This window comes from uncultured Tateyamaria sp. (assembly GCF_947503045.1).
Classification (GTDB): domain Bacteria; phylum Pseudomonadota; class Alphaproteobacteria; order Rhodobacterales; family Rhodobacteraceae; genus Tateyamaria.
Genome location: NZ_CANNCF010000001.1, coordinates 133004 through 152229 on the forward strand (window position 1 = coordinate 133004; position 19226 = coordinate 152229).

Genomic DNA, 19226 nt, shown 5'->3' on the forward strand with positions numbered 1-19226 from the left:
GCAAGAGGTGACCTGCACAAAGCCGTGCCCGTCAGCCACTCCGATGAGGGGCGCATTGCGGTCCTGTCGTTGTGTTGTTCGATGCGATTTGGGTCCGCCATGTCGCCACCGATTTCAGGCCGGAACACGCGATAAGCACGAACGACTGGGCAGTCCGTCGCGAGTGTCATTGGAATTTGCCAGTTCGATCCACATCGGCGCTAGATGACCAGTTCGAAGTGGTGCCCGTCGGCTGCTCAGAGGCGGGGCGTTCTGCCGTCCTGCAACAGGTCTGTTCGATGCGAATTGGATGCGCTGGATTGCCATGGATTACGGGTCGAAAGCGGCGGCGGACATGAATGAAAGCTTAACCCTCCGCTGCAAGCCGTCAAAATAAAAAAGCTCGATCTTCTTCGGCACGAAATGACCCGTACAAAGCCGTGTCCATCGGCTGCTCAGAGGCGTGTCGCTATGCGGTCCTGTCGTTGTGTTGTTTGATGCGATTTGGGCGCGCTGTGTCGCCGCGGATTTCAGACCGGAACCCGCAGCAAGCGTGAACGAATGGTTAATCCGCCGCTGTAAGCCATTGAAATATATGAAGCAGAAAGCTGTCCCAGCGTGGGACACCCAACAGACCCGCCCAGCGACGGGTCACAAAAAAACCGCGCCTCAGGGGCGCGGTTTTTCCGAAATTCTCTCTGGCAGGCCGGGTTAGCGGCGCAGGCCCAGACGCTTGATCAGGTCCTGATAGCGGGCCTCGTCCTTGGCTTTGGTATAGTCCAGCAGCTTGCGGCGCAGGGCGACCATTTTCAGCAGGCCACGGCGACCGTGGTTGTCTTTTTTGTGGGTCTTGAAGTGCTCGGTCAGCGTCGCGATTCGCGAGGACAGGATGGCAACCTGGACTTCGGGCGAACCGGTGTCGCCTTCCTTGGTTGCGAATTCTTTCATGATGCGGGCTTTTTCTTCAGCAGTGATCGACATCGGGATCTCCTTTTCAACTAGAGTGAGACGCCGCCGGCCGGGATGTCGTCCAGCACGGGGCCAAAAATCTCCGGATCACTCCGGAAGTGGGGCATATAGGAAAGAATCACCGGGATGGCAAAGCCTATTTTCGCGAACACGGAGCCTTTGCGGCCGCCCGGTCAGGCCGGGGCCATTCCCGCGGACTGAGCAAGGCTGAGCGGCATGATCGAAATATCCTCGATCGTGATGCCTGCACTGTTCAGGATGTTGGCCACGGCCACACCGTCCATGAGCACCTGTGTGATGTGCGGATTGTCTGGATCGGACAGCAGCTGGATATCTGGAATCTCGGTGTCGTCCTCGTAGATCAGTAGGATATTGTCGTCTTCGGAATCAAAATCGATGATGTCCATCGCGTGGCCTTCGGTGATCCAGCTGCCACCGACAATGGTGTCTGCCCCGTCGCCAGAGGTCACCACGTCGTCATTGCCCGCAATGATGATGTCGTCACCACCGCCGCCATTGAGGTAATCTGCCTCGTCGGTGTCATCGATATCGTCTGTATCGGGATCGTCCTCAACTCCGTTGACCAGATCATCGCCCCAGCCGCCAAACAGCGTGTCGCTGCCCGCACCGCCCGAGAGTGTGTCATCGCCCAACCCGCCCTGCACTGCGTCGTTGCCCGCGCCGCCGTTGATCACGTCATCCCCGGCAGAGCTCTGCAGTGTGTCATCGCCGGCGCCGCCGTTCAGCGTGTCGTCGCCATTGCCGCCGAATATCGTGTCATCGCCATCCTCGCCCGACAGCAGGTCATCGCCGTCTTCGCCATTCAGGCTGTCATTGCCGCCACCTGCCGCGATGGTATCTGCGCTGTCGGTGCCGTGCAGAATATCATTCCCGTCAGTACCTTCGGGGGCATCGTCGGGCGTTGAGGACTCCAGCGCCGCGGCGGTGATTTCACCGTCCTCGTCTTCCACGCTTTCAGGAGTCTCGTCGTTTTCCGACTCATCCTTGGGGTCGCCATCCAAGTCGATCACGCCAAGCGCGCCGACTGCCAAAAGTCCCATCAATCCCGCAAGCCACAACATTGCGCTATCCCATCACCGGGCGAACTGCCCCAAGCGAGGTATAAATGGATTGGACCTCTCAAATCAAAGTGTTTTAGATCAAATGGTTAACGCCCGCTTAAGCCCTTGGGGTCGGCGGCGTCCACGGCTCGGGCGATTGCGTGTACGGCAGGTAGAGCGGGTGTTTGGGGTGGCCCGCCTTGGACAATCCAAGGTGAAACAGGGGCCGTGCGACGCTTGCGAGCGCCTCCGCAACCTGTGCCCCGCGGTCCAGATGGGCGCCATGGGTGCCCCAGGCGGCGATGACGTGATCTGCCCATGTGGCCCGTTCGCGAATGGCCGCGTCATTGTCCGGGCCAATCGGGTCCGCGGCGGCCCGCATCGCCTTGGGGTCGGTGTCGCGCCAGGCAAAGATGTTGGTCACTGCAAAGCTGCCAAATCCCAGCGCCCTTGCGCGCCGCTCGCAGCGTTCGACCGTCGGGTCGTTCTGCACCTCGGTCGCGGTCGAGGGGTTGAGCATAACGAAATTCACCCGTTTTCCATCGGCATCCCACACCCGTGTCAGGCTGTAGCGATAGCGTTCGCAATCCGAATAGATGGCGGTCGAGGGCGCGTCGCCCTTGGTATGGGTGCGGGTGATCATGGGTGCGTTGTGCCAGCGGTGCCAGGTTTGCGCAACGCAAAGAAGCGGGCCGCCCCGGCGTCGGGACGGCCCTGCAGTGCGATTACTCGGCAGGCACGGCCACGGGGTCGCGGCGCAGGTCGAGCACGGCGCACTTGGCCTCCATGATCGCGGCGGCGACAAGGGCGTAGACGATATGCCCCCAAAGCGCGACCCAGGTGATCCCGGTCCAGCCGAGGAACGGTTTGTTGCCGGTCACCAGATGCGCCATCACATACAGCGCAAAGAACCAGAGGGTGATGCCGTAAACCACCGCCGTCACCGACCAGTGCAGACGCGGGGCGACCATCAACTGGACCGGGCGGGCGATGGCGAAATAGCCCACCGCGTAAAAGACGAGGCCAGTCAGGGCGTGCAGCAGGTGTGCCGCACCCGACGGGTTGGCACCAAAGATCGCCTTGAGCGAGGAGCCTGCCAACCCGACAGGGGCCAGCTTGGCATAGCCGAACAGGGGGCTCAGGGCCTGGCCGAAAGCGTCAAAGGCGATGGTGGCAAAGGCCCCTGCGGTGAGGACGGTGCCGACGGTGCGGAGTGTGATCTGTGTCATATCTGTCAGTCCCTTTGGATTGGGTTCGGGTGTGATGACCCCGATATGGACTGGGCAGTTCCCAACTGAAAGGGACCTCACGCAGGGCTGATCCGCCCCTGCTTTTTTGTAACAATTTGTTTGCTCTAGAGTCGTAAGACGCACCTCATGGTGCGCCGGGGTCAGAGGTTGAACACCCGGGCCGGGTGCAACTCACCCGCCTTGTAGCGGCCCACGGCGACCGGGATCCCATCCAGCGAGGCCCAGCATTCGTCGCCGTATTCGACGTCGCTGGCCAGCACCATGCCGGGATTGCCGTTGCGCATCCGCGTGGCCCCCTCGGGTGTGGCGCGCAGTTCGGGCAGGTCGGCGAGGCCTTCGGCCACCGGGCGCAAATGGGCATCGAGTTCGGGCGTATGGGCGAGTGCTTCGACCTCCTCCAAGCTCAGCCCGTCCTCGGCAACAAACGGCCCGGACCAGATCCGGCGCAACTCGCGCACATGGCCAAAACAGCCCAGTGCCTGCCCAAGATCGCGGGCAATGGCGCGCACATAGCCGCCCTTGCCGCAGGTCATTTCCAGCGTCACGTGATCGGGATCGGGGCGGTCGATCAGCAGCAACTCCTCAACCCACAGGAGGCGGGCCGCGATCTCGACCTCTTCCCCACCGCGCGCGAGCTTGTAGGCGCGCTGGCCGTCAATCTTGACGGCGGAGAACTTGGGCGGGACCTGCATGATCTCGCCAACAAAGCCGCCAAGGGCGTCCTTGATCTGTGCATCCGTGGGGCGCGCATCCGAAGTGTCGATGACTTCGCCCTCGGCGTCATCGGTGTTGGTGGATTGGCCCAGCCGCACGGTGAACCGGTAGGCCTTGAGCGCGTCGGTGATGTAAGGCACCGTTTTGGTCGCCTCACCCAGGGCCACAGCCAGCACGCCGGTCGCATCCGGGTCCAGCGTCCCCGCATGGCCTGCCTTTTTCGCGCCAAACGCCCAGCGGACCTTGTTCACCACGGCCGTCGAGGTCGGACCCGCCGGTTTGTCGATGATCAGCCAGCCGGAAATGTCGCGCCCTTTGTGTGTGCGGCCCATGGGATACCTTTTCGCTCTTGATGAAGGCTGCCGCCTAGCGCAGGGCCTGCGCCCTTGTCAATCAGCCGCCCGGACTGTGCCGATGATCGGACCAAGGGAAAAGCCGAAATCACTGCGGTTCAGCTGCGGCGCATAGAGGCGCGAGATATTGCCATCCAGAAACAGCGCATTGGGCAGGGAGAGGTGGTCGCGAAACAGCCGCCCGAACTGGTGAAAGGTCACCGGGCTGTCCGAGATCGCAAAGACGGCCGTTTTGCCATCTGCGCTGGTGCCCACCCCGTTGCGCACATAGCGCGACGTGCTGTCCACCAGAAAGCGTGGATGCAGGTCGCCGTCGATCACCAGCATCGGCCCCGATTGTGTGGCGTGGAGGCATTCGGGTGCCTGATCCACAAAACGCAGCGTTTCGATGACGTCCGCACGGCCCTCGCGCAGGCACAGGATGCCGTTGGGCAGCAGCCCGAAATTGCCGGGCCCCGCATTGGGGATCACCCGCATGACCTCTTTGCCATCTTCAACATAATGGCCCACCGGCGCGCGGTCGTCGTGATACATCCCGGCATTCATGGCAAAGCCAAGTTGCTGGCCCTTTTCCTCAAGCGCGCGGTCAATGGCGCTGAACTGGCCATAGGGCGCGCCGCTGTCATCATAGAGAAACAGGCGCAGCGTGTCCGTGCTCAGATCAACGGTGCAGATGGTATAGCTTGCGCCGTCATGGTCGATGTTTTCGCACTCCTCCGCCCATGCGGGTGCCGCCCAGGCCAGCAGGGCCAACAGGGCGGCGCGGATCATGCGTCGGTGTCCCTGCGCACGTCGTCCTGATCCAGCATCCGGCGCGTGTCGTCCATCCGGTCAAAGGTTTCATCCAGTTGAAACCGCAGATCGGGCGCGAATTTCAGCGCCAGTTTCTTGGATACGGCGCGACGCAGCTCGCTCTTGTTGCGGGCCAGCAGCTTCAGCACATCCTCTTGCCCGCGCCCGCCCAGAGGCAGCACATAGGCGGTCGCGATCTTGAGATCGGGCGAGGTGCGGACCTCTCCCACCGTGATCGACATTGCATTCAGCTCGGGGTCATGCACGTCGCCGCGCGCCAGCACTTCGGCCAGCGTCCGCCGGATCAGTTCGGCCACGCGCAGTTGCCGCTGCGAGGGGCCGCTGCCCTCATGAAATCTGTTCTTTCCCATATCCCCCATCTAAGGGGGCCGCGCCCCTTTGCCAAGCGGGCCTGCGCAGGCTAGGACAGCGGGATATTGCCAAGCGAGGGCCAGAGACATGTCAGAATTGCCGGGGATCGTGATTGCAGGGGCGTCGGGCCGTATGGGCCAGATGCTGATCCGCTCTGTTCAGGACAGCGACAAGATGCGTCTGGTGGGTGTGCTGGAGCGTGAAGGGCACGACTGGGTTGGCCGCGACGTGGGCGAGGCCATGGGCGGACAGCCCATTGGCGCGCAGGTCTGGGATGACCCGCTGGAACCCATGGCCCGCGCCCGCGCCGTGATTGATTTCACCGCCCCCGAGGCGACCATCGCGCTGTCTCACACCGCCGCGCAGGCCCGCGCCGCCCATATCATCGGCACCACCGGCATGACGGAGGACCAGATCGCACAGCTGGAACCCGCCTCGCGCCACTGCGCCATCGTGCGCGCCGGCAACATGAGCCTTGGCGTCAACCTGCTGGTGCAACTCACCAAACAGGTGGCCGCCGCACTGGACGAGGATTTCGACATCGAAGTGATCGAATCCCATCACCACCACAAGGTCGACGCGCCTTCGGGCACCGCGCTGATGCTGGGCGAGGCCGCCGCCGAAGGGCGGGGCATTGCGCTTGCGGACGTGCGCGATGCGGCCCGGGACGGAATCACCGGCGCGCGCAAACGCGGGGACATCGGCTTTTCAGCCATCCGGGGTGGGGACATCGTGGGCGAACATGACGTGCTCTTTGCAGGCGATGGCGAGCGGATCGTGCTGCGCCACATGGCCACGGACCGCGCACTGTTTGCCAAGGGGGCGCTCAAGGCAGCCCTGTGGGCGATGGACCGCGCGCCGGGGCAATATGACATGCTCGATGTGCTGGGACTCAAGGGCTGAGTATCTGCGTGTAAAAAAATTCCACACGAAATGTGAACCAATCCCGGCGCTGCTGCGTAAGCGTTCATAGACCAGCCAAAGCCACGGGAAACCTGTCCATGCGTATGATGATTGCTGCTGCTTGTGCCGCCCTAGTAGCAAGCCCTGTCTGGGCCGAATTGCGACCCATCACGGATCAAAGCCAGTTTGTGCAGTTGATCAACGGCAAGACGCTGACGCGGCCCATGGTCAAACTGACCGTTTCGCCCAATGGTCAGATCGCCGGGCGCGGATCGTTCTGGGATGTCGAGGGCACGTGGTCCTGGCAGGACGGCTATTTCTGCCGCGACCTGTTCTGGGGCGGCGATGCGCTGGGCTATAACTGTCAGGAAGTGCAGGCAAGCGCGGACGGGCAGATCAAGTTCACGTCTGACCGTGGCGCGGGCGACAGCGCTATGTTCAGTTTGCGGTAGGACCGCGCGCGCATCTGGCTGGCCAGCCGCAATCCGAGATGCCATGTTGATCCCGAACAACGGGATGACACCATGATTGAACGCCTCGACTACGTGTCCATAAACGGCACGGCCATCGCGCATATGGCGCAGGCTAAGGACGATATGCCGTCCATTGACCGCAAACTACGCGCTGTCATCGAACTCAGGGTGTCGCAGATCAACGGCTGCGCCTATTGCGTCGACCTTCACACACACGAGGCACGGCAGGCGGGAGAAACCCGGCAGAGGCTGGATTGCCTGACCGTCTGGCGCGAGGTGCCGTTCTTCGATGCAACAGAAAGGGCAGCACTCGATTGGGCCGAGGCGGTCACGTTGATTGCAGACAAGGGCGCGCCGCCCCGTCTGTTTGACGCGCTCTCGGCGCATTTTTCGGAACAGCAGATTGTCGACCTGACGCTGATTGTCGCACAGATGAATGCGTGGAACCGGTTGGCGATCAGCTTTGGTCACAAGCCCGAAGCAAGAGACGAATAAAGCGGGATCGTTTTGGCCTGATCAATTTGCCCTCATTGATATCTGCGGGCGCGAAGATCACAGCAGCAGGGGAAACACGTTTAGATGGAGGAACACGCGCGCCTCATTTTCATCGTGATGCTTGTGTGCGGGTTTGTACCGATCCTGCTGATGGCTCTGTTCCTGGTTCTGACGGGACGCGCGCGGTTGTTGTTTTCCAAGACCGATGACGCGGAAAAGCTATTGAACGACTCCCCAACGCTCAGGGCTCTCGGAAAGCTGACACTGTGGCTGTTTCCGGTCTACGTGATCCTGCTGGGGGTCTTTGCATGGCTAGGCACGAGTTGACGGCTTAGGGTACGATCGGACGCCGCGCGCATTCAGACGGCGACGGAGCGGCCCACGCCCCCTCAAAAATCCACCGCAATCCCCTTCTTCTCCCAATCGCCATAGCGCACAGGCTCGGGTCCGTCGCGCCCGCCCAGCTCCTTTGGCAGGTCCAGCGCCTTGGCGGCCTTGCGCCGTTCTTCGGCCTCGGCCAGTGCGCGCCGGGCGGCGGGGGGCAGGTCAGTGTGATCGGGATCGTCGCTCATGGGCTTCCTCTTGGGCTATAGCGTTGATATACGCCCGATCCTGATCCCGGCAAGGTGCGGGCGAGATATCAAGGACCCTTCCATGAGCGACATTGGCTTGGCCGCACGGCGCAGCGCGATCTATCTGCTGGATCAGATCATGGGCGAGGGCAAGCTGATGTCCGAAGTCATCGGGGCAGGGGCGCTTGATCGCCTCGACCCAGCCGACCGCGCCCGCGCCCAGCGTCTCGCGACCGAAACCCTGCGCAGCATGGAACGCATCGACCGCCTGTTGCAGCGCCATTTGCAGAAATACCCCGCCACAACCGTGCGCAACGCCCTGCGCGTCGGCACATACGAGCTGTGTCAGGGCGAGGCCGCGCATGGCGTCGTCAACGCGATGGTCACCCTCATTTCGAAACACAAACGTTATGGCCACCTCAAGGGGCTGGTAAACGCGGTGCTGCGCAAAGTGGCCGACAAAGGCCCCGAACAGTGGCCGACCCTGCGCACGCCCCGCCTGCCGTCCTGGCTGCGCAAGCCACTGGTGCAGGCCTGGGGGGCTGAGGCCGTATCGGGCATGGAGACTGCGTTTTTCGCCGCCACCCCGCTTGATCTGACACCAAAGGCGGATGCAGCGGCGGTGGCTGCGGCAACAGGTGGTACCGTTCTGCCCACCGGGTCCGTGCGGCTGGTCGATGCGGGCCAAGTCTCGACCCTGCCCGGTTTCACCAGCGGCGACTGGTGGGTGCAGGATGCCGCCGCTGCGGTTCCGGCGCGGGTTCTCAATGCGCAAAACGGCGAGGCGGTGCTGGATCTGTGCGCCGCGCCGGGCGGCAAGACGATGCAACTCGCCGCCAGTGGAGCAAACGTCACAGCCGTCGATATCTCTGCCGGACGGATGGAGCGGGTGTCGCAAAATCTGATCCGCACGGGGCTGAGCGCCGAAACACAAGTGGCGGATGTGTTCGACCTCACTGGCCAATATGACGCCATCCTGCTGGATGCACCCTGTTCGGCGACGGGCACGATTCGGCGTCACCCCGACCTGCCCTTTGCCAAGGATGGCTCGGAGTTCGGGATGCTGATCGAATTGCAGGGGCGGATGATCGATCACGCGCTGACCCTGCTGAAACCCGGCGGGCGGCTGGTGTTTTGCACTTGCTCGCTGCTGCCGGACGAGGGCGAAGTGCAGATCGAAGAGGCGCTCGAACGCCACTCCGGCCTGCAGGTTGAGCGCACCGCACTGGACCTGCCCGGCATCGATCCCGACTGGATCACAGAAGAAGGTGGCCTGCGTTTGCGCCCGGATCTATGGGCGGAACTCGGCCACATGGACGGATTTTACGTCGCGGCCCTGCGCAAATCTCCCTGAGGTTGCGTGACTCGGGCCGTGGTGCAAGTTATGGTGCGCGCAAACGCGCATGAAGACGCATCGAGGCAGTGACCATGACCACCATCTACGGGTTTTCCGCAAGAAAGGCCCGGTTCCTGAACCGCTGGCATGCGGCACGCTCGACCCGCGCAGGGGCGGTCACGGCCTTTGTCTCGGCGCCGGAACCGCGCACCATCGGCAGTTTTGCGCGCGGACGTCAGTTGGTGGCGGGCAATTACCTGTTTGCAGGGGCGCTGGTCGAAGCGCCGGACACCGATCTGTGGGACGTGCGCGCACCTGATCGCGCTTATGAGGATGCGCTGCACGGATTCGCATGGCTCGACGATCTGGCGGCTGTGGGCGATGTGCGCTGCCGTACAGTGGGGCAACGCTGGCTGTGGGGCTGGATTGACCGCTATGGCAAGGGGCGCGGGCCGGGTTGGACGCCTGATCTGACAGGGCGCCGCCTGATCCGCTGGATCAACCATGCGCTGTTCCTGATGCGTGGGCTGGACGGGCAGGAACCGGATGCGTTCTACCTGTCGCTGGGCCAGCAGACCCGCTTTTTGTCCAAGCGCTGGCATGCCGCCGCCCCCGGATTGCCCCGGTTCGAGGCCCTGACGGGGCTGATCTATGCCGGGCTGTCGCTCGAAGGGATGGAAGACCTCGCGCCACCGGCCATCGCCGCTCTAGCGCGCGAATGCGAACAGAAAATCGACGCCGAGGGCGGTCTGCCCACCCGCAATCCCGAAGAGCTGCTTGATGTCTACACGTTGCTCACCTGGGCCGCCGCCGCGCTTGAGGATGCCAGCAAACCTGTGCCCGAGGCCCACATGGCCGCCATCGAGCGGATCACGCCGACCTTGCGCACCTTGCGCCATTCGGACGGGGGGCTCGCGCGCTTTCACGGCGGCGGGCGCGGGCAGGAAGGGTGGCTCGATCACGCACTTGCCTCCTCCGGCGTGCGCACGCGGCAGGCGGACGGTCTGTCGATGGGCTATGCGCGCCTGAGCGCCGGGCGCACCAGTGTCATCATCGATGCGGCCAAACCCCCGGCCCCCGAGGCGAGCCACAACGCCCATGCCTCGACCCTCGCCTTCGAGGTGACATCGGGGCGGCGTCCGCTGATCGTGAACTGCGGCTCGGGCGCCAGTTTTGGCGCGAACTGGCGGCGCGCCGGGCGGGCCACGCCCTCGCATTCGGCGCTGACACTGGATGGCTATTCCAGCGCGCGGCTGGGCGATGCGGGGCGTACTGCCTCCAGCGACATCCTGATCGACGCGCCGGATCATGTTCCGATCGAGGTCAGCCAGGCCCCGGATGGGATGCGGTTTCAGGGCGGGCACAACGGCTATAGCCGCACCCACGGCCTGACCCATGCCCGCCAGCTGGAACTGACCTTTGACGGGCGCGGCATGGCGGGCGAGGATATGCTGCTGGCACTGGAAGAACACGAGAAACGGCAGTTTGACCGGGTGATGGATGCCAAGACGCTGGGCGGGATTCCCTATGACATCCGCTTTCACCTGCACCCCGAGGTGGACGCGGAACTTGATATGGGCGGCACCGCCGTATCCATCGCCCTCAAGAGCGGCGAGATGTGGGTGTTCCGCCATGACGGGACGCAGGAAATGTTCCTTGAACCAAGCGTTTACCTCGAAACCGGGCGGCTGAAACCGCGCGCCAGCCAGCAAATCCGCCTGTCGGGGCGGGCAATGGGATATGCAACCCGCGTGCGCTGGTCCTTGTCCAAGGCGCAGGAAACTGCCATGGGCATCCGCGACCTGAACCGGGATGAACCGGCCGAGATGTTCGACTGAAAAGGATTGCTGCCCACCATGACCGACCTGAGCCCCGTGCGCCGCGCGCTTATCTCCGTATCCGACAAGACCGGGCTGGTGGCCTTTGCCACGGCCCTTGCCGGACAGGGCGTCGAATTGCTGAGCACAGGCGGCACGGCGCGCGCCCTGCGCGAGGCGGGTCTGACGGTCAAGGATGTGTCAGAGGTCACCGGTTTCCCCGAGATGATGGATGGCCGGGTCAAGACACTGCACCCAGTCGTCCATGGCGGCCTGCTGGCGCTGCGCGACAATGACGACCACGTGGCGGCGATGACCGAGCACGCCATCGCGCCCATCGATCTGGTGGTGGTGAACCTCTATCCGTTTGAAGACACCGTGGCCAAGGGTGCGCCCTACGCCGAGGTTATCGAAAACATCGACATCGGCGGCCCCGCCATGATCCGCTCGGCAGCCAAGAACCACGGCTTTGTCACCGTGGTGGTGGATGTGGCCGACTACGACGCGGTGTTGGCTGAATTGAGCGCCAATGACGGCCATACCACCTACGCCCTGCGCCAGCGCCTCGCCCAGACTGCCTATGCCCGCACGGCCGCCTATGACACCGCCGTCAGCACGTGGATGGCGGGCGAGGCCGAAGGCACACCCCGCCGCCGCACCTTTGGCGGGGCACTGGCCCAGACCCTGCGCTATGGCGAAAACCCGCACCAGGCGGCGGCGTTCTACACTGATGGTTCGGCCCGTCCGGGTGTGGCAACGGCCACCCAGCATCAGGGCAAGGAACTGTCCTACAACAACATCAACGACACCGACGCGGCCTTTGAACTGGTCAGCGAATTTGCAGGGCAGGGCCCGGCCTGCGCCATCATCAAACACGCCAACCCCTGCGGCGTGGCAACCGGTAAAACGCTGGCCCAGGCCTATACCCGCGCCTTTGACTGCGACCGCACCAGCGCATTCGGCGGCATCATCGCGCTGAATCAGCCGCTTGATGGCGAAACGGCAGAGGCAATTTCCGGCATCTTTACCGAAGTGGTTATCGCACCCGGCGCGGACGCGGATGCCATTGAAGTCTTTGGTAAAAAGAAGAACCTGCGCCTGCTCACCACCGACGGGCTGGCCGACCCTGCAGCGGCGGCACTGGCCGTCAAACAGGTGTCGGGCGGGTTTCTGGTGCAGGACAAGGATGTGGGTCGCATTGCCCGTGATGACCTCAAGGTCGTGACCAAACGCCAGCCCACCGAACAGGAACTGGCAGACATGCTGTTTGCCTGGACCGTCGCCAAACACGTGAAATCCAACGCCATTATCTATGTCAAAGACGGCGCGACAGTGGGCGTCGGCGCCGGGCAGATGAGCCGGGTCGACAGCACCCGCATCGCGGCGCGCAAGGCAGAGGACATGGCCGAGGCGATGGACCTGCCCGCGCCGCTGACCCAAGGCTCGGTTGTGGCCTCGGATGCGTTCTTTCCCTTTGCCGATGGGCTGATCACGGCGGCCGAGGCGGGGGCGACTGCCCTGATCCAGCCGGGCGGGTCGATGCGCGATGACGAGGTGATTGCGGCGGCGGACGCCGCGGGGCTGGCCATGGTCTTTACCAGCATGCGCCATTTCCGGCATTAGGGACGACATGAAACTTCTGTGGATCAGCGCAATACTGGCCTTTGGCCTCGATCAGATATCGAAATATCTGGTCATCCATGTGCTGGGCGTGTCGCAGTTCAAGCCGATCGACGTGCTGCCACCGATCCTGAACTTTCGCTATGGCGAGAACCGGGGGATCAACTTTGGCCTCCTGGGGGACGGCACCAGTGTCTGGGCGCTGATCGGGATCGCGCTGGTGATCTGTGTTGGCGTGCTGTGGTGGGTGATCAAACATCCGCAACCGCCACTGGCGCGCGTCAGCGCGGGTTTGCTGATTGGCGGAGCGCTGGCCAATGTGCTCGACCGGCTGATTTACGGCTATGTTCTGGATTTCCTGAATATGTCCTGCTGCGGCATCGACAACCCGTTTGTGTTCAACGTGGCGGATATTTTCATCTTTGCCGGGGCCATCGGCCTTGTGTTCTTTGGGCAGGAAGGGTCGCCTGCCAAAAAGAAACCGACCAAAAAGGGCACGTGACAAGCGGGCCCAAGCTGCGATAATGCGGCACGAGTTGAGGAGAGTTCGTCCATGCGTGTGATCGCCTGTGCCCTGATTTCAGTTCTTGTGCTTGCCGCCTGCGAGAACAAGGGGCTGCGCCAGATCCAGCCACGCGGCGAGGGACCGGATGAATTCATCATCGTTCCGGCCAAGCCGCTGGAAGAACCCGAAAGCTTTTCTGCCCTGCCCGAACCGACGCCAGGCGGCTTTAACCGCACTGACCAGCGCCCGCTGGAAGACAGCGTGGCAGCCCTTGGCGGGCAGCGCACTTCGCCCAACGGGCCGATCCCGGGCGGTGACGGGGCCCTTGTGAACCATGCCAGCCGCTTTGGACGCGACGCCAATATCCGCGCCACGCTGGCGGCAGCGGATGCACAGTTTCGCAAGCGCCAGGCCCGACTGACGCAGATCCGGATCTTTCCGGAAGACAGCTACGCACAGGCCTATCGCCGCGAAGCGATCAAGCCGGGACGCGTCGCCGAGCAGTTCCGCCGCGCTGGCATCCCCGTGCCCACGGCGCCGCCATCGGGCCGTCGGCGCTGACCACTTATCACTTTCGTTTCCTCACAAAGCCGACAGCGTCGCTTGAAGGGGGGGCCTGTCGTCGTATCTGTTACACACATTCTTCCTAATCAGGATTTGCCATGACCCGTTTGCGTGCCGCACTTGCCGCCATTGCCCTGACTGCCACTGCTCTGCCCGCCTCGTTGCGCGCGGAACAGGACGGGGTGACGACCTTTGAACTCGACAACGGGATGCAGGTGGTTGTGGTCGAAGACAACCGCGCCCCTGTCGTCCAGCACATGGTCTGGTACCGCGCGGGGTCCGCGGACGAACCTGTCGGGTCCTCAGGCGTGGCCCACTTTCTGGAACACCTGCTGTTCAAGGCCACCGACACGCTGGCCGATGGCGAGTTGTCGGCCACGGTCGCGGCCAATGGCGGACGCGACAATGCATTCACCAGCTATGACTACACCGCCTATTTCCAGCGCGTCGCTGCCGACCGGCTTGAGTTGATGATGCGGATGGAGGCGGACCGGATGCGCAACATCCGTTTCACCGAACAGAACGTCGCCACCGAACGCCGTGTGATCATCGAGGAACGCAACCAGCGCACCGAGAACAACCCGCGCGCCCTGTTTGGCGAGCAGATGAACGCCGCCCAATACCTCAACCACCGCTACGGCGTGCCGATCATCGGCTGGATGCACGAGATGGAAAGCCTCGACAAGGCGGACGCGCTGGGCTTTTACAACACCTACTACTACCCCAATAACGCGATTCTCGTGGTGTCCGGTGATGTGGATGCAGACGAGGTCAAGCGCTTGGCCGAGACTTATTACGGTGTGATCCCGGCCAATCCCGACCTGCCCGAACGCATCCGCTCCGAAGAGCCACCCCAGACCGCCGAACGCCGCGTGATCTTTCGCGATGCGCGGGTCGCACAGGAATATGTGAGCCGCTCTTACCTCGCCCCGGAACGCGATCCGGGGGATCAGACGGCCGCCGCCGCCCTGACCCTGCTGGCCGAAGTGCTGGGCGGTGGGCAGACCAGCTACATGACCGAAAAGCTGCAATTCGAAGAGCAAAAAGCCGTTTGGTCCGGCGCGTTCTATCGGGGCACATCGCTGGATGACACGACCTTCGACGTGGTGATCGTGCCGGTGCCGGGGCTGAGCCTGCAAGAGGCCGAAGACGCAATGGACGCGGTTCTGGCCCAGTTCCTGATCGACGGCGTGGACCCCGAACAGCTTGAGCGGATCAAGTACCAGCTGCGCGCCAACGAGATTTACGAACGCGACAATGTCGACCGCATTGCCCGTCGCTATGGCGCCGCGATGTCCGTGGGGCTGCGGGTCGAAGACATTCAGGCCTGGCCCGACATTCTGCAGGCCGTGACCGCCGACGATATCATGGCCGCTGCCCGCAGCGTGCTGAACCGCGATGCCTCGGTGACCGGGTGGCTGACCCGGCCCGTGACCCCAGAGGAGGTGAGCCAATGATCCGCTTTGCCATGGTCCTTGCCATTGCCTTTGCCGCCGCATTGCCCGCCCGCGCCGAAGTGCAGATCGAAGAAGTGGTCAGTCCCGGAGGCATCACCGCATGGCTGGTGCGCGAACCCTCGATCCCGTTTCTGGCGCTGGAGCTGCGCTTTCGCGGTGGGGCCTCCCTTGACGCGCCCGGCAAGCGCGGGGCCATCAACCTGATGACAGGCCTGCTTGAGGAAGGGGCCGGGGATCTCGATGCCCGTGCCTTTGCGCGCGCGCAGGAAAGCCTTGCGGCCTCTTTTGGTTATGACATCGGGGATGATGCGCTGTCGGTGTCAGCCAAGTTTCTGACCGAGAACCGGGATGAAGCCATCGAGTTGCTGCGCGCCTCGATCATCGAACCCAGCTTTGCCCCCGCCGCTCTTGAGCGCGTGCGCGAGCAGGTGCTGACGGGTCTGCGCTCGGATGCCAAGGACCCTGACGAGATCGCCCGCCGTACCTTTGATGCGATGGCCTATGGCGATCACCCCTACGGGTCGCAATATGAGGGCACGATTGACAGTGTCGCCGCCCTGACGCGCGAGGACATGCTGGCCGCCCACGGCGCGGTCTTTGCCAAGGACCGCCTTTACGTCGGCGTGGCCGGCGATATCACGCCCGAAGAGTTGGGCCCGATGCTCGACGCGCTGCTGGGCGCTTTGCCCGAGGAAGGCGCGCCCATGCCCGAACGGGCGCCGATCCTGATCAAGGGCGGGACAACCGTGGTGCCGTTTGAGACCCCGCAATCGGTTGCGATCTTTGGCCAGAGCGGTATTGCGCAGGACGACCCGGACTATTTCGCGGCCAGTGTACTCAACCAGGTGATCGGGGCGGGTGGATTTGAAAGCCGCCTGATGACCGAAGTGCGTGAAAAGCGCGGGCTGACCTATGGGGTCTATTCCTTCCTTGTGCCGCAGGACTATGCCGAAACGGTGCAGGGGCAGGTGGCATCGGCCAATGACAGCATTGCCGAGGCGGTGTCGGTGATCCGCGACGAATGGGCGCGTGCGGCGGATGAGGGCATCACCCAGGAAGAACTGGACGCGGCCAAGACCTATATCACCGGGGCCTATCCGCTGCGGTTCGACGGCAATGGCCCGATTGCCCGCATCATGGTCGGCATGCAGATGCTGGGCCTGCCCATCGACTATATCGCCACCCGCAACGACAAGGTCGAGGCGGTGACGCTGGACGATGTGGCCCGTGTGGCAGGTGAGTTGCTGGACCCCGAGGGGCTGCATTTCGTCGTGGTGGGTCAGCCTGAAGGACTGGAAAGCTCCGTCGCCAATTGAGTGCTTGCGCACACGCGATTTCAGGTGGAATGGGGGCTCTGCCCCCAAACCCCCGTGGTATTTCTGGTCAGAAGAAACTCTATTCGCCGTAGGGCACCCAGACGGTCTTGACCTCGGTTGCGGCTTGCAGAAAGGCGCGTCCTTCGCCCTGCGCGCCGACCCAGTCACGGGCCTGTCCGTTGTTCACCCAAGTCCGTTTGAGGTTGCCTGCTGCGGCGCTTTCGATCTCTTTTGACAGGTCTTTGCTCGAAAAGGACCAGACCGCATCGACGTTCAGGTGTTTGGCCATGTGCGGTGCAAGCTCGGCGTGATCGCCGGTCAGGATGTTGATCACCCCGGCGGGGACATCGGAGGTTTCCAGCACCTGATAAAAGTCCGTCGCCGCCAGCGGGAAGGGTTCCGAGGCCGCCAGCACAATCCGGTTGCCCATGGCGATGGCAGGCGCAATGCACGAGATCAGCCCAAGCAGTGGCGCATCATCCGGGCACAGGGCCGCGATGATGCCGGTGGGTTCGTTCATCGCCAGCGCAATGCCGCGCAGAGGCACGCCCTTGGCAGCACCGTCGTATTTGTCAGCCCAGGCGGCATAGGTGAACAGGCGCCTGATCGACGCCTCGACCTCTTTCTGCCCGAACTTGCCCCCCTGCAGCGCGTCGATCCGGGCGGCGAATTCGTCGCCCCGGGCCGAGAGGTTTTCGGCGATGTAATAAAGGATCTGCGCGCGCAAGTGCCCCGTGGTCTTGCCCCAGCCCTTGGCCGCCTGCGCCGCCTCGACCGCGTTGCGCACGTCCTTTCGGTTGGCCAGACTCGACTGGCCCAGCAGCGCGCCATTCTTGCCATAGACGTTGCGCGAATAGCCCCCATCCGGGCGCGCCTGCTTGCCGCCGATATAGAGCTTGGCCGTGCGATCCAGCGGATCGGTTGGTTCATCCTTGCCCGCAAAGGCGGCGATCGGTTTGATCGCTCTGGGGGAGGCAACGGGCTTGGTATAGGCCATCAGCCCTTCCCAGCCGCCCTCGCGCCCGAACCCGCTTTCGCGCACGCCGCCAAAGCCTGCGGCGGCGTCAAAGAGGTTCGTGGCGTTCACCCAGACCACCCCTGCGGCCAGTTTCGGTGCGATGTCGAGGGCGAGGTTGACGTTCTCGCTCCACAAGGTGGCGGCCAGCCCGTAGCGGGTGTTGTTGGCGAGTTCCACCGCTTCGGCTGGCGTGCGGAATGTGGTGGACACCAGCACGGGCCCAAAGATCTCCTCCTGCATCAGCGTATCGGCGCTGTTGAGGCCGGTGATGAGCGTGGGCGGGTAATAGCAGCCCGTGGCGGGCAGCGGTGTCTTGGCCTGATAGGTCTCGCCACTGCTGTTGTCGGCGACCATTTTGCTGATCGTGTCCAGCTGGATCGGGTCCACCACCGCGCCCACGTCGATGGATTTGTCCAGCGGATCGCCGATACGCAACTTGTCCATGCGGGCGCGCAGCTTGGTGTAAAAGGCGTCGGCCACCGGTTCCTGCACCAACAGGCGCGAGCCCGCGCAACAGACCTGCCCCTGATTGAACCAGATGGCATCCACCAGCCCTTCGACCGCGGAATCGAGATCAGCGTCGTCAAAAACGATGTAAGGGGATTTGCCGCCCAACTCCAAGGTCAGCGCCTTGCCGGTGCCAGCCGTCGCCTCGCGGATGCGACGGCCGACAGCGGTGGAGCCGGTGAAGGCGATCTTGTCCACATCCGCGTTCACGATCATCTCGCCCACGGCACCATCGCCGGTCACGATGTTGACGACCCCCTTGGGCACGCCCGCCTGACGGCAGATGTCGGCGAACAGCAAAGCGGTCAGCGAGGTATATTCAGCCGGTTTCAACACCACCGTGTTGCCCATGGCCAGCGCTGGCGCGATCTTCCATGCGAGCATCAGCAAGGGGAAGTTCCATGGCACGATCTGGCCGCACACGCCAAGGGGCGCACGGTCGGGCAGTTCGGCCTCCATCAACTGGGCCATGCCCGCGTGATAGTAGAAATGGCGTTGGGCGAGGGGGATGTCGATGTCGCGGCTTTCACGGATCGGTTTGCCGTTGTCGAGCGTTTCGAGGACCGCGAACAGGCGGCTGTGTTTCTGCAAGGCACGTGCGATGGCGTAAAGGACGCGGGCGCGGGCGTGGCCGCCGGATTTGGCCCATTTGGGCTGGGCAGCGCGGGCGGCTTTGACGGCGGCGTCGATGTCGGATTGCGTGGCCTGGCTGAGGGTGGCGAGGACCTCGCCTGTGGCCGGGTTCTTTGACTCGAAATCCTTGGTGGGCTTGGTGAAATCGCCGTTGATGAAGTGGCCAAAGCTGGCGCCCTGATCGACGATCCACGCCAGCGCGTCGCCTGCCGCCTCGGGAGCGAGGCCGTAGTCCATGGTTTCGAAGATGTCTTTGACGGTCATGGATTATCTCCTGAATTTCCCGGTTTCGCACCAGTACCTTACTTGAACGCCGGGCTTGTCTTGGAACAGCTCCGCAGCAATCCAGCAGTTTTCAAAGTTGTATTGTTTGCCGTCTGAGGCATCGAAGGTCGCAACATGTATTCGCATCAGAGGATGAAGCGGGGAGTTTCGGTACAGTGTGAATACTGGGCTGTCGGTTTCCGCGCCAACCGGAGCGGCGGAAATTACAAACACACCAAGGCAGTGAGCATAAAAC

Annotated in this window: 21 protein-coding genes; 11 read left to right on the forward strand and 10 right to left on the reverse strand. The window is 63.2% G+C overall.

What is annotated here, in order from left to right; translation table 11 throughout:
• Positions 1-690 precede the first annotated feature (690 nt).
• The 8 genes from rpsO to rbfA all read right to left on the reverse strand — a co-directional run bounded on the left by rpsO (position 691) and on the right by rbfA (position 5489).
• On the reverse strand, positions 691-960 hold the full coding sequence (gene rpsO, locus Q1A89_RS00640) for a 30S ribosomal protein S15 (protein WP_299722246.1): 270 nt from the start codon (positions 958-960) through the stop codon (positions 691-693).
• A gap of 17 nt (positions 961-977) precedes the next feature.
• Positions 978-1100: a hypothetical protein gene (locus tag Q1A89_RS00645; protein WP_299722249.1), complete on the reverse strand. Its 123-nt coding sequence runs from the start codon at positions 1098-1100 to the stop codon at positions 978-980.
• 21 nt (positions 1101-1121) lie between these two features.
• Positions 1122-2030, reverse strand: coding sequence for a calcium-binding protein (locus Q1A89_RS00650; protein WP_299722252.1), 909 nt, complete (start codon positions 2028-2030; stop codon positions 1122-1124).
• A 97-nt stretch (positions 2031-2127) separates the two neighbouring features.
• Entirely contained in the window at positions 2128-2652 is a 525-nt protein-coding gene (locus tag Q1A89_RS00655) for a DUF1643 domain-containing protein (protein ID WP_299722255.1), read from the reverse strand.
• Between the two features lie 82 nt (positions 2653-2734).
• On the reverse strand, positions 2735-3238 hold the full coding sequence (locus Q1A89_RS00660; RefSeq protein ID WP_299722258.1) for a hypothetical protein: 504 nt from the start codon (positions 3236-3238) through the stop codon (positions 2735-2737).
• A 161-nt stretch (positions 3239-3399) separates the two neighbouring features.
• Positions 3400-4305, reverse strand: coding sequence for a tRNA pseudouridine(55) synthase TruB (gene truB, locus Q1A89_RS00665; protein ID WP_299722261.1), 906 nt, complete (start codon positions 4303-4305; stop codon positions 3400-3402).
• Between the two features lie 57 nt (positions 4306-4362).
• Positions 4363-5097 (reverse strand): phosphodiester glycosidase family protein, encoded by a 735-nt coding sequence (locus Q1A89_RS00670; protein WP_299722264.1) that lies wholly within the window; start codon positions 5095-5097, stop codon positions 4363-4365.
• Entirely contained in the window at positions 5094-5489 is a 396-nt protein-coding gene (gene rbfA, locus Q1A89_RS00675) for a 30S ribosome-binding factor RbfA (RefSeq protein WP_299722267.1), read from the reverse strand. Before rbfA ends, Q1A89_RS00670 begins: the two co-directional genes overlap by 4 nt.
• 88 nt (positions 5490-5577) lie before the next feature.
• Here rbfA and dapB point away from each other — a divergent pair, with 88 nt between their 5' ends.
• From dapB to Q1A89_RS00695, 4 genes are all read left to right on the forward strand, one after another.
• A complete protein-coding gene (dapB, locus tag Q1A89_RS00680; protein WP_299722270.1) occupies positions 5578-6393 on the forward strand; it encodes a 4-hydroxy-tetrahydrodipicolinate reductase in 816 nt (271 codons plus the stop codon).
• A 98-nt stretch (positions 6394-6491) separates the two neighbouring features.
• The gene (locus tag Q1A89_RS00685) at positions 6492-6845 is read left to right on the forward strand and encodes a dihydrodipicolinate reductase (protein ID WP_299722273.1); all 354 of its coding nucleotides are present in this window, start codon (positions 6492-6494) and stop codon (positions 6843-6845) included.
• A 72-nt stretch (positions 6846-6917) separates the two neighbouring features.
• Positions 6918-7361 carry a carboxymuconolactone decarboxylase family protein gene (locus tag Q1A89_RS00690; RefSeq protein ID WP_299722276.1) on the forward strand — a complete coding sequence of 148 codons (444 nt, stop codon included), beginning with the start codon at positions 6918-6920 and terminating at the stop codon, positions 7359-7361.
• Positions 7362-7445: 84 nt separating this feature from the next.
• Positions 7446-7688 carry a hypothetical protein gene (locus tag Q1A89_RS00695; RefSeq protein ID WP_299722279.1) on the forward strand — a complete coding sequence of 81 codons (243 nt, stop codon included), beginning with the start codon at positions 7446-7448 and terminating at the stop codon, positions 7686-7688.
• A 62-nt stretch (positions 7689-7750) separates the two neighbouring features.
• Here the strand turns inward: Q1A89_RS00695 and Q1A89_RS00700 are convergent, their stop codons facing one another.
• The gene (locus Q1A89_RS00700; protein ID WP_299722282.1) at positions 7751-7933 is read right to left on the reverse strand and encodes a DUF1674 domain-containing protein; all 183 of its coding nucleotides are present in this window, start codon (positions 7931-7933) and stop codon (positions 7751-7753) included.
• 82 nt (positions 7934-8015) lie between these two features.
• Here Q1A89_RS00700 and Q1A89_RS00705 point away from each other — a divergent pair, with 82 nt between their 5' ends.
• The 7 genes from Q1A89_RS00705 to Q1A89_RS00735 all read left to right on the forward strand — a co-directional run bounded on the left by Q1A89_RS00705 (position 8016) and on the right by Q1A89_RS00735 (position 16548).
• The gene (locus Q1A89_RS00705) at positions 8016-9287 is read left to right on the forward strand and encodes a transcription antitermination factor NusB (RefSeq protein WP_299722285.1); all 1272 of its coding nucleotides are present in this window, start codon (positions 8016-8018) and stop codon (positions 9285-9287) included.
• Positions 9288-9361: 74 nt separating this feature from the next.
• A complete protein-coding gene (locus tag Q1A89_RS00710; protein ID WP_299722288.1) occupies positions 9362-11107 on the forward strand; it encodes a heparinase II/III family protein in 1746 nt (581 codons plus the stop codon).
• Positions 11108-11125: 18 nt separating this feature from the next.
• Entirely contained in the window at positions 11126-12709 is a 1584-nt protein-coding gene (purH, locus tag Q1A89_RS00715; protein ID WP_299722291.1) for a bifunctional phosphoribosylaminoimidazolecarboxamide formyltransferase/IMP cyclohydrolase, read from the forward strand.
• A gap of 7 nt (positions 12710-12716) precedes the next feature.
• A complete protein-coding gene (gene lspA, locus Q1A89_RS00720; RefSeq protein ID WP_299722294.1) occupies positions 12717-13208 on the forward strand; it encodes a signal peptidase II in 492 nt (163 codons plus the stop codon).
• Between the two features lie 51 nt (positions 13209-13259).
• Positions 13260-13772, forward strand: coding sequence for a DUF3035 domain-containing protein (locus tag Q1A89_RS00725; protein ID WP_299722296.1), 513 nt, complete (start codon positions 13260-13262; stop codon positions 13770-13772).
• Positions 13773-13873: 101 nt separating this feature from the next.
• The gene (locus Q1A89_RS00730) at positions 13874-15232 is read left to right on the forward strand and encodes a pitrilysin family protein (RefSeq protein ID WP_299722299.1); all 1359 of its coding nucleotides are present in this window, start codon (positions 13874-13876) and stop codon (positions 15230-15232) included.
• The gene (locus Q1A89_RS00735) at positions 15229-16548 is read left to right on the forward strand and encodes a pitrilysin family protein (protein ID WP_299722302.1); all 1320 of its coding nucleotides are present in this window, start codon (positions 15229-15231) and stop codon (positions 16546-16548) included. The genes Q1A89_RS00730 and Q1A89_RS00735 overlap by 4 nt, the downstream gene beginning before the upstream one ends.
• A gap of 79 nt (positions 16549-16627) precedes the next feature.
• On the opposite strand, the gene Q1A89_RS00740 is transcribed toward Q1A89_RS00735, so the two are convergent.
• Entirely contained in the window at positions 16628-18970 is a 2343-nt protein-coding gene (locus Q1A89_RS00740; RefSeq protein ID WP_299722305.1) for an aldehyde dehydrogenase family protein, read from the reverse strand.
• Positions 18971-19226: the final 256 nt, after the last annotated feature.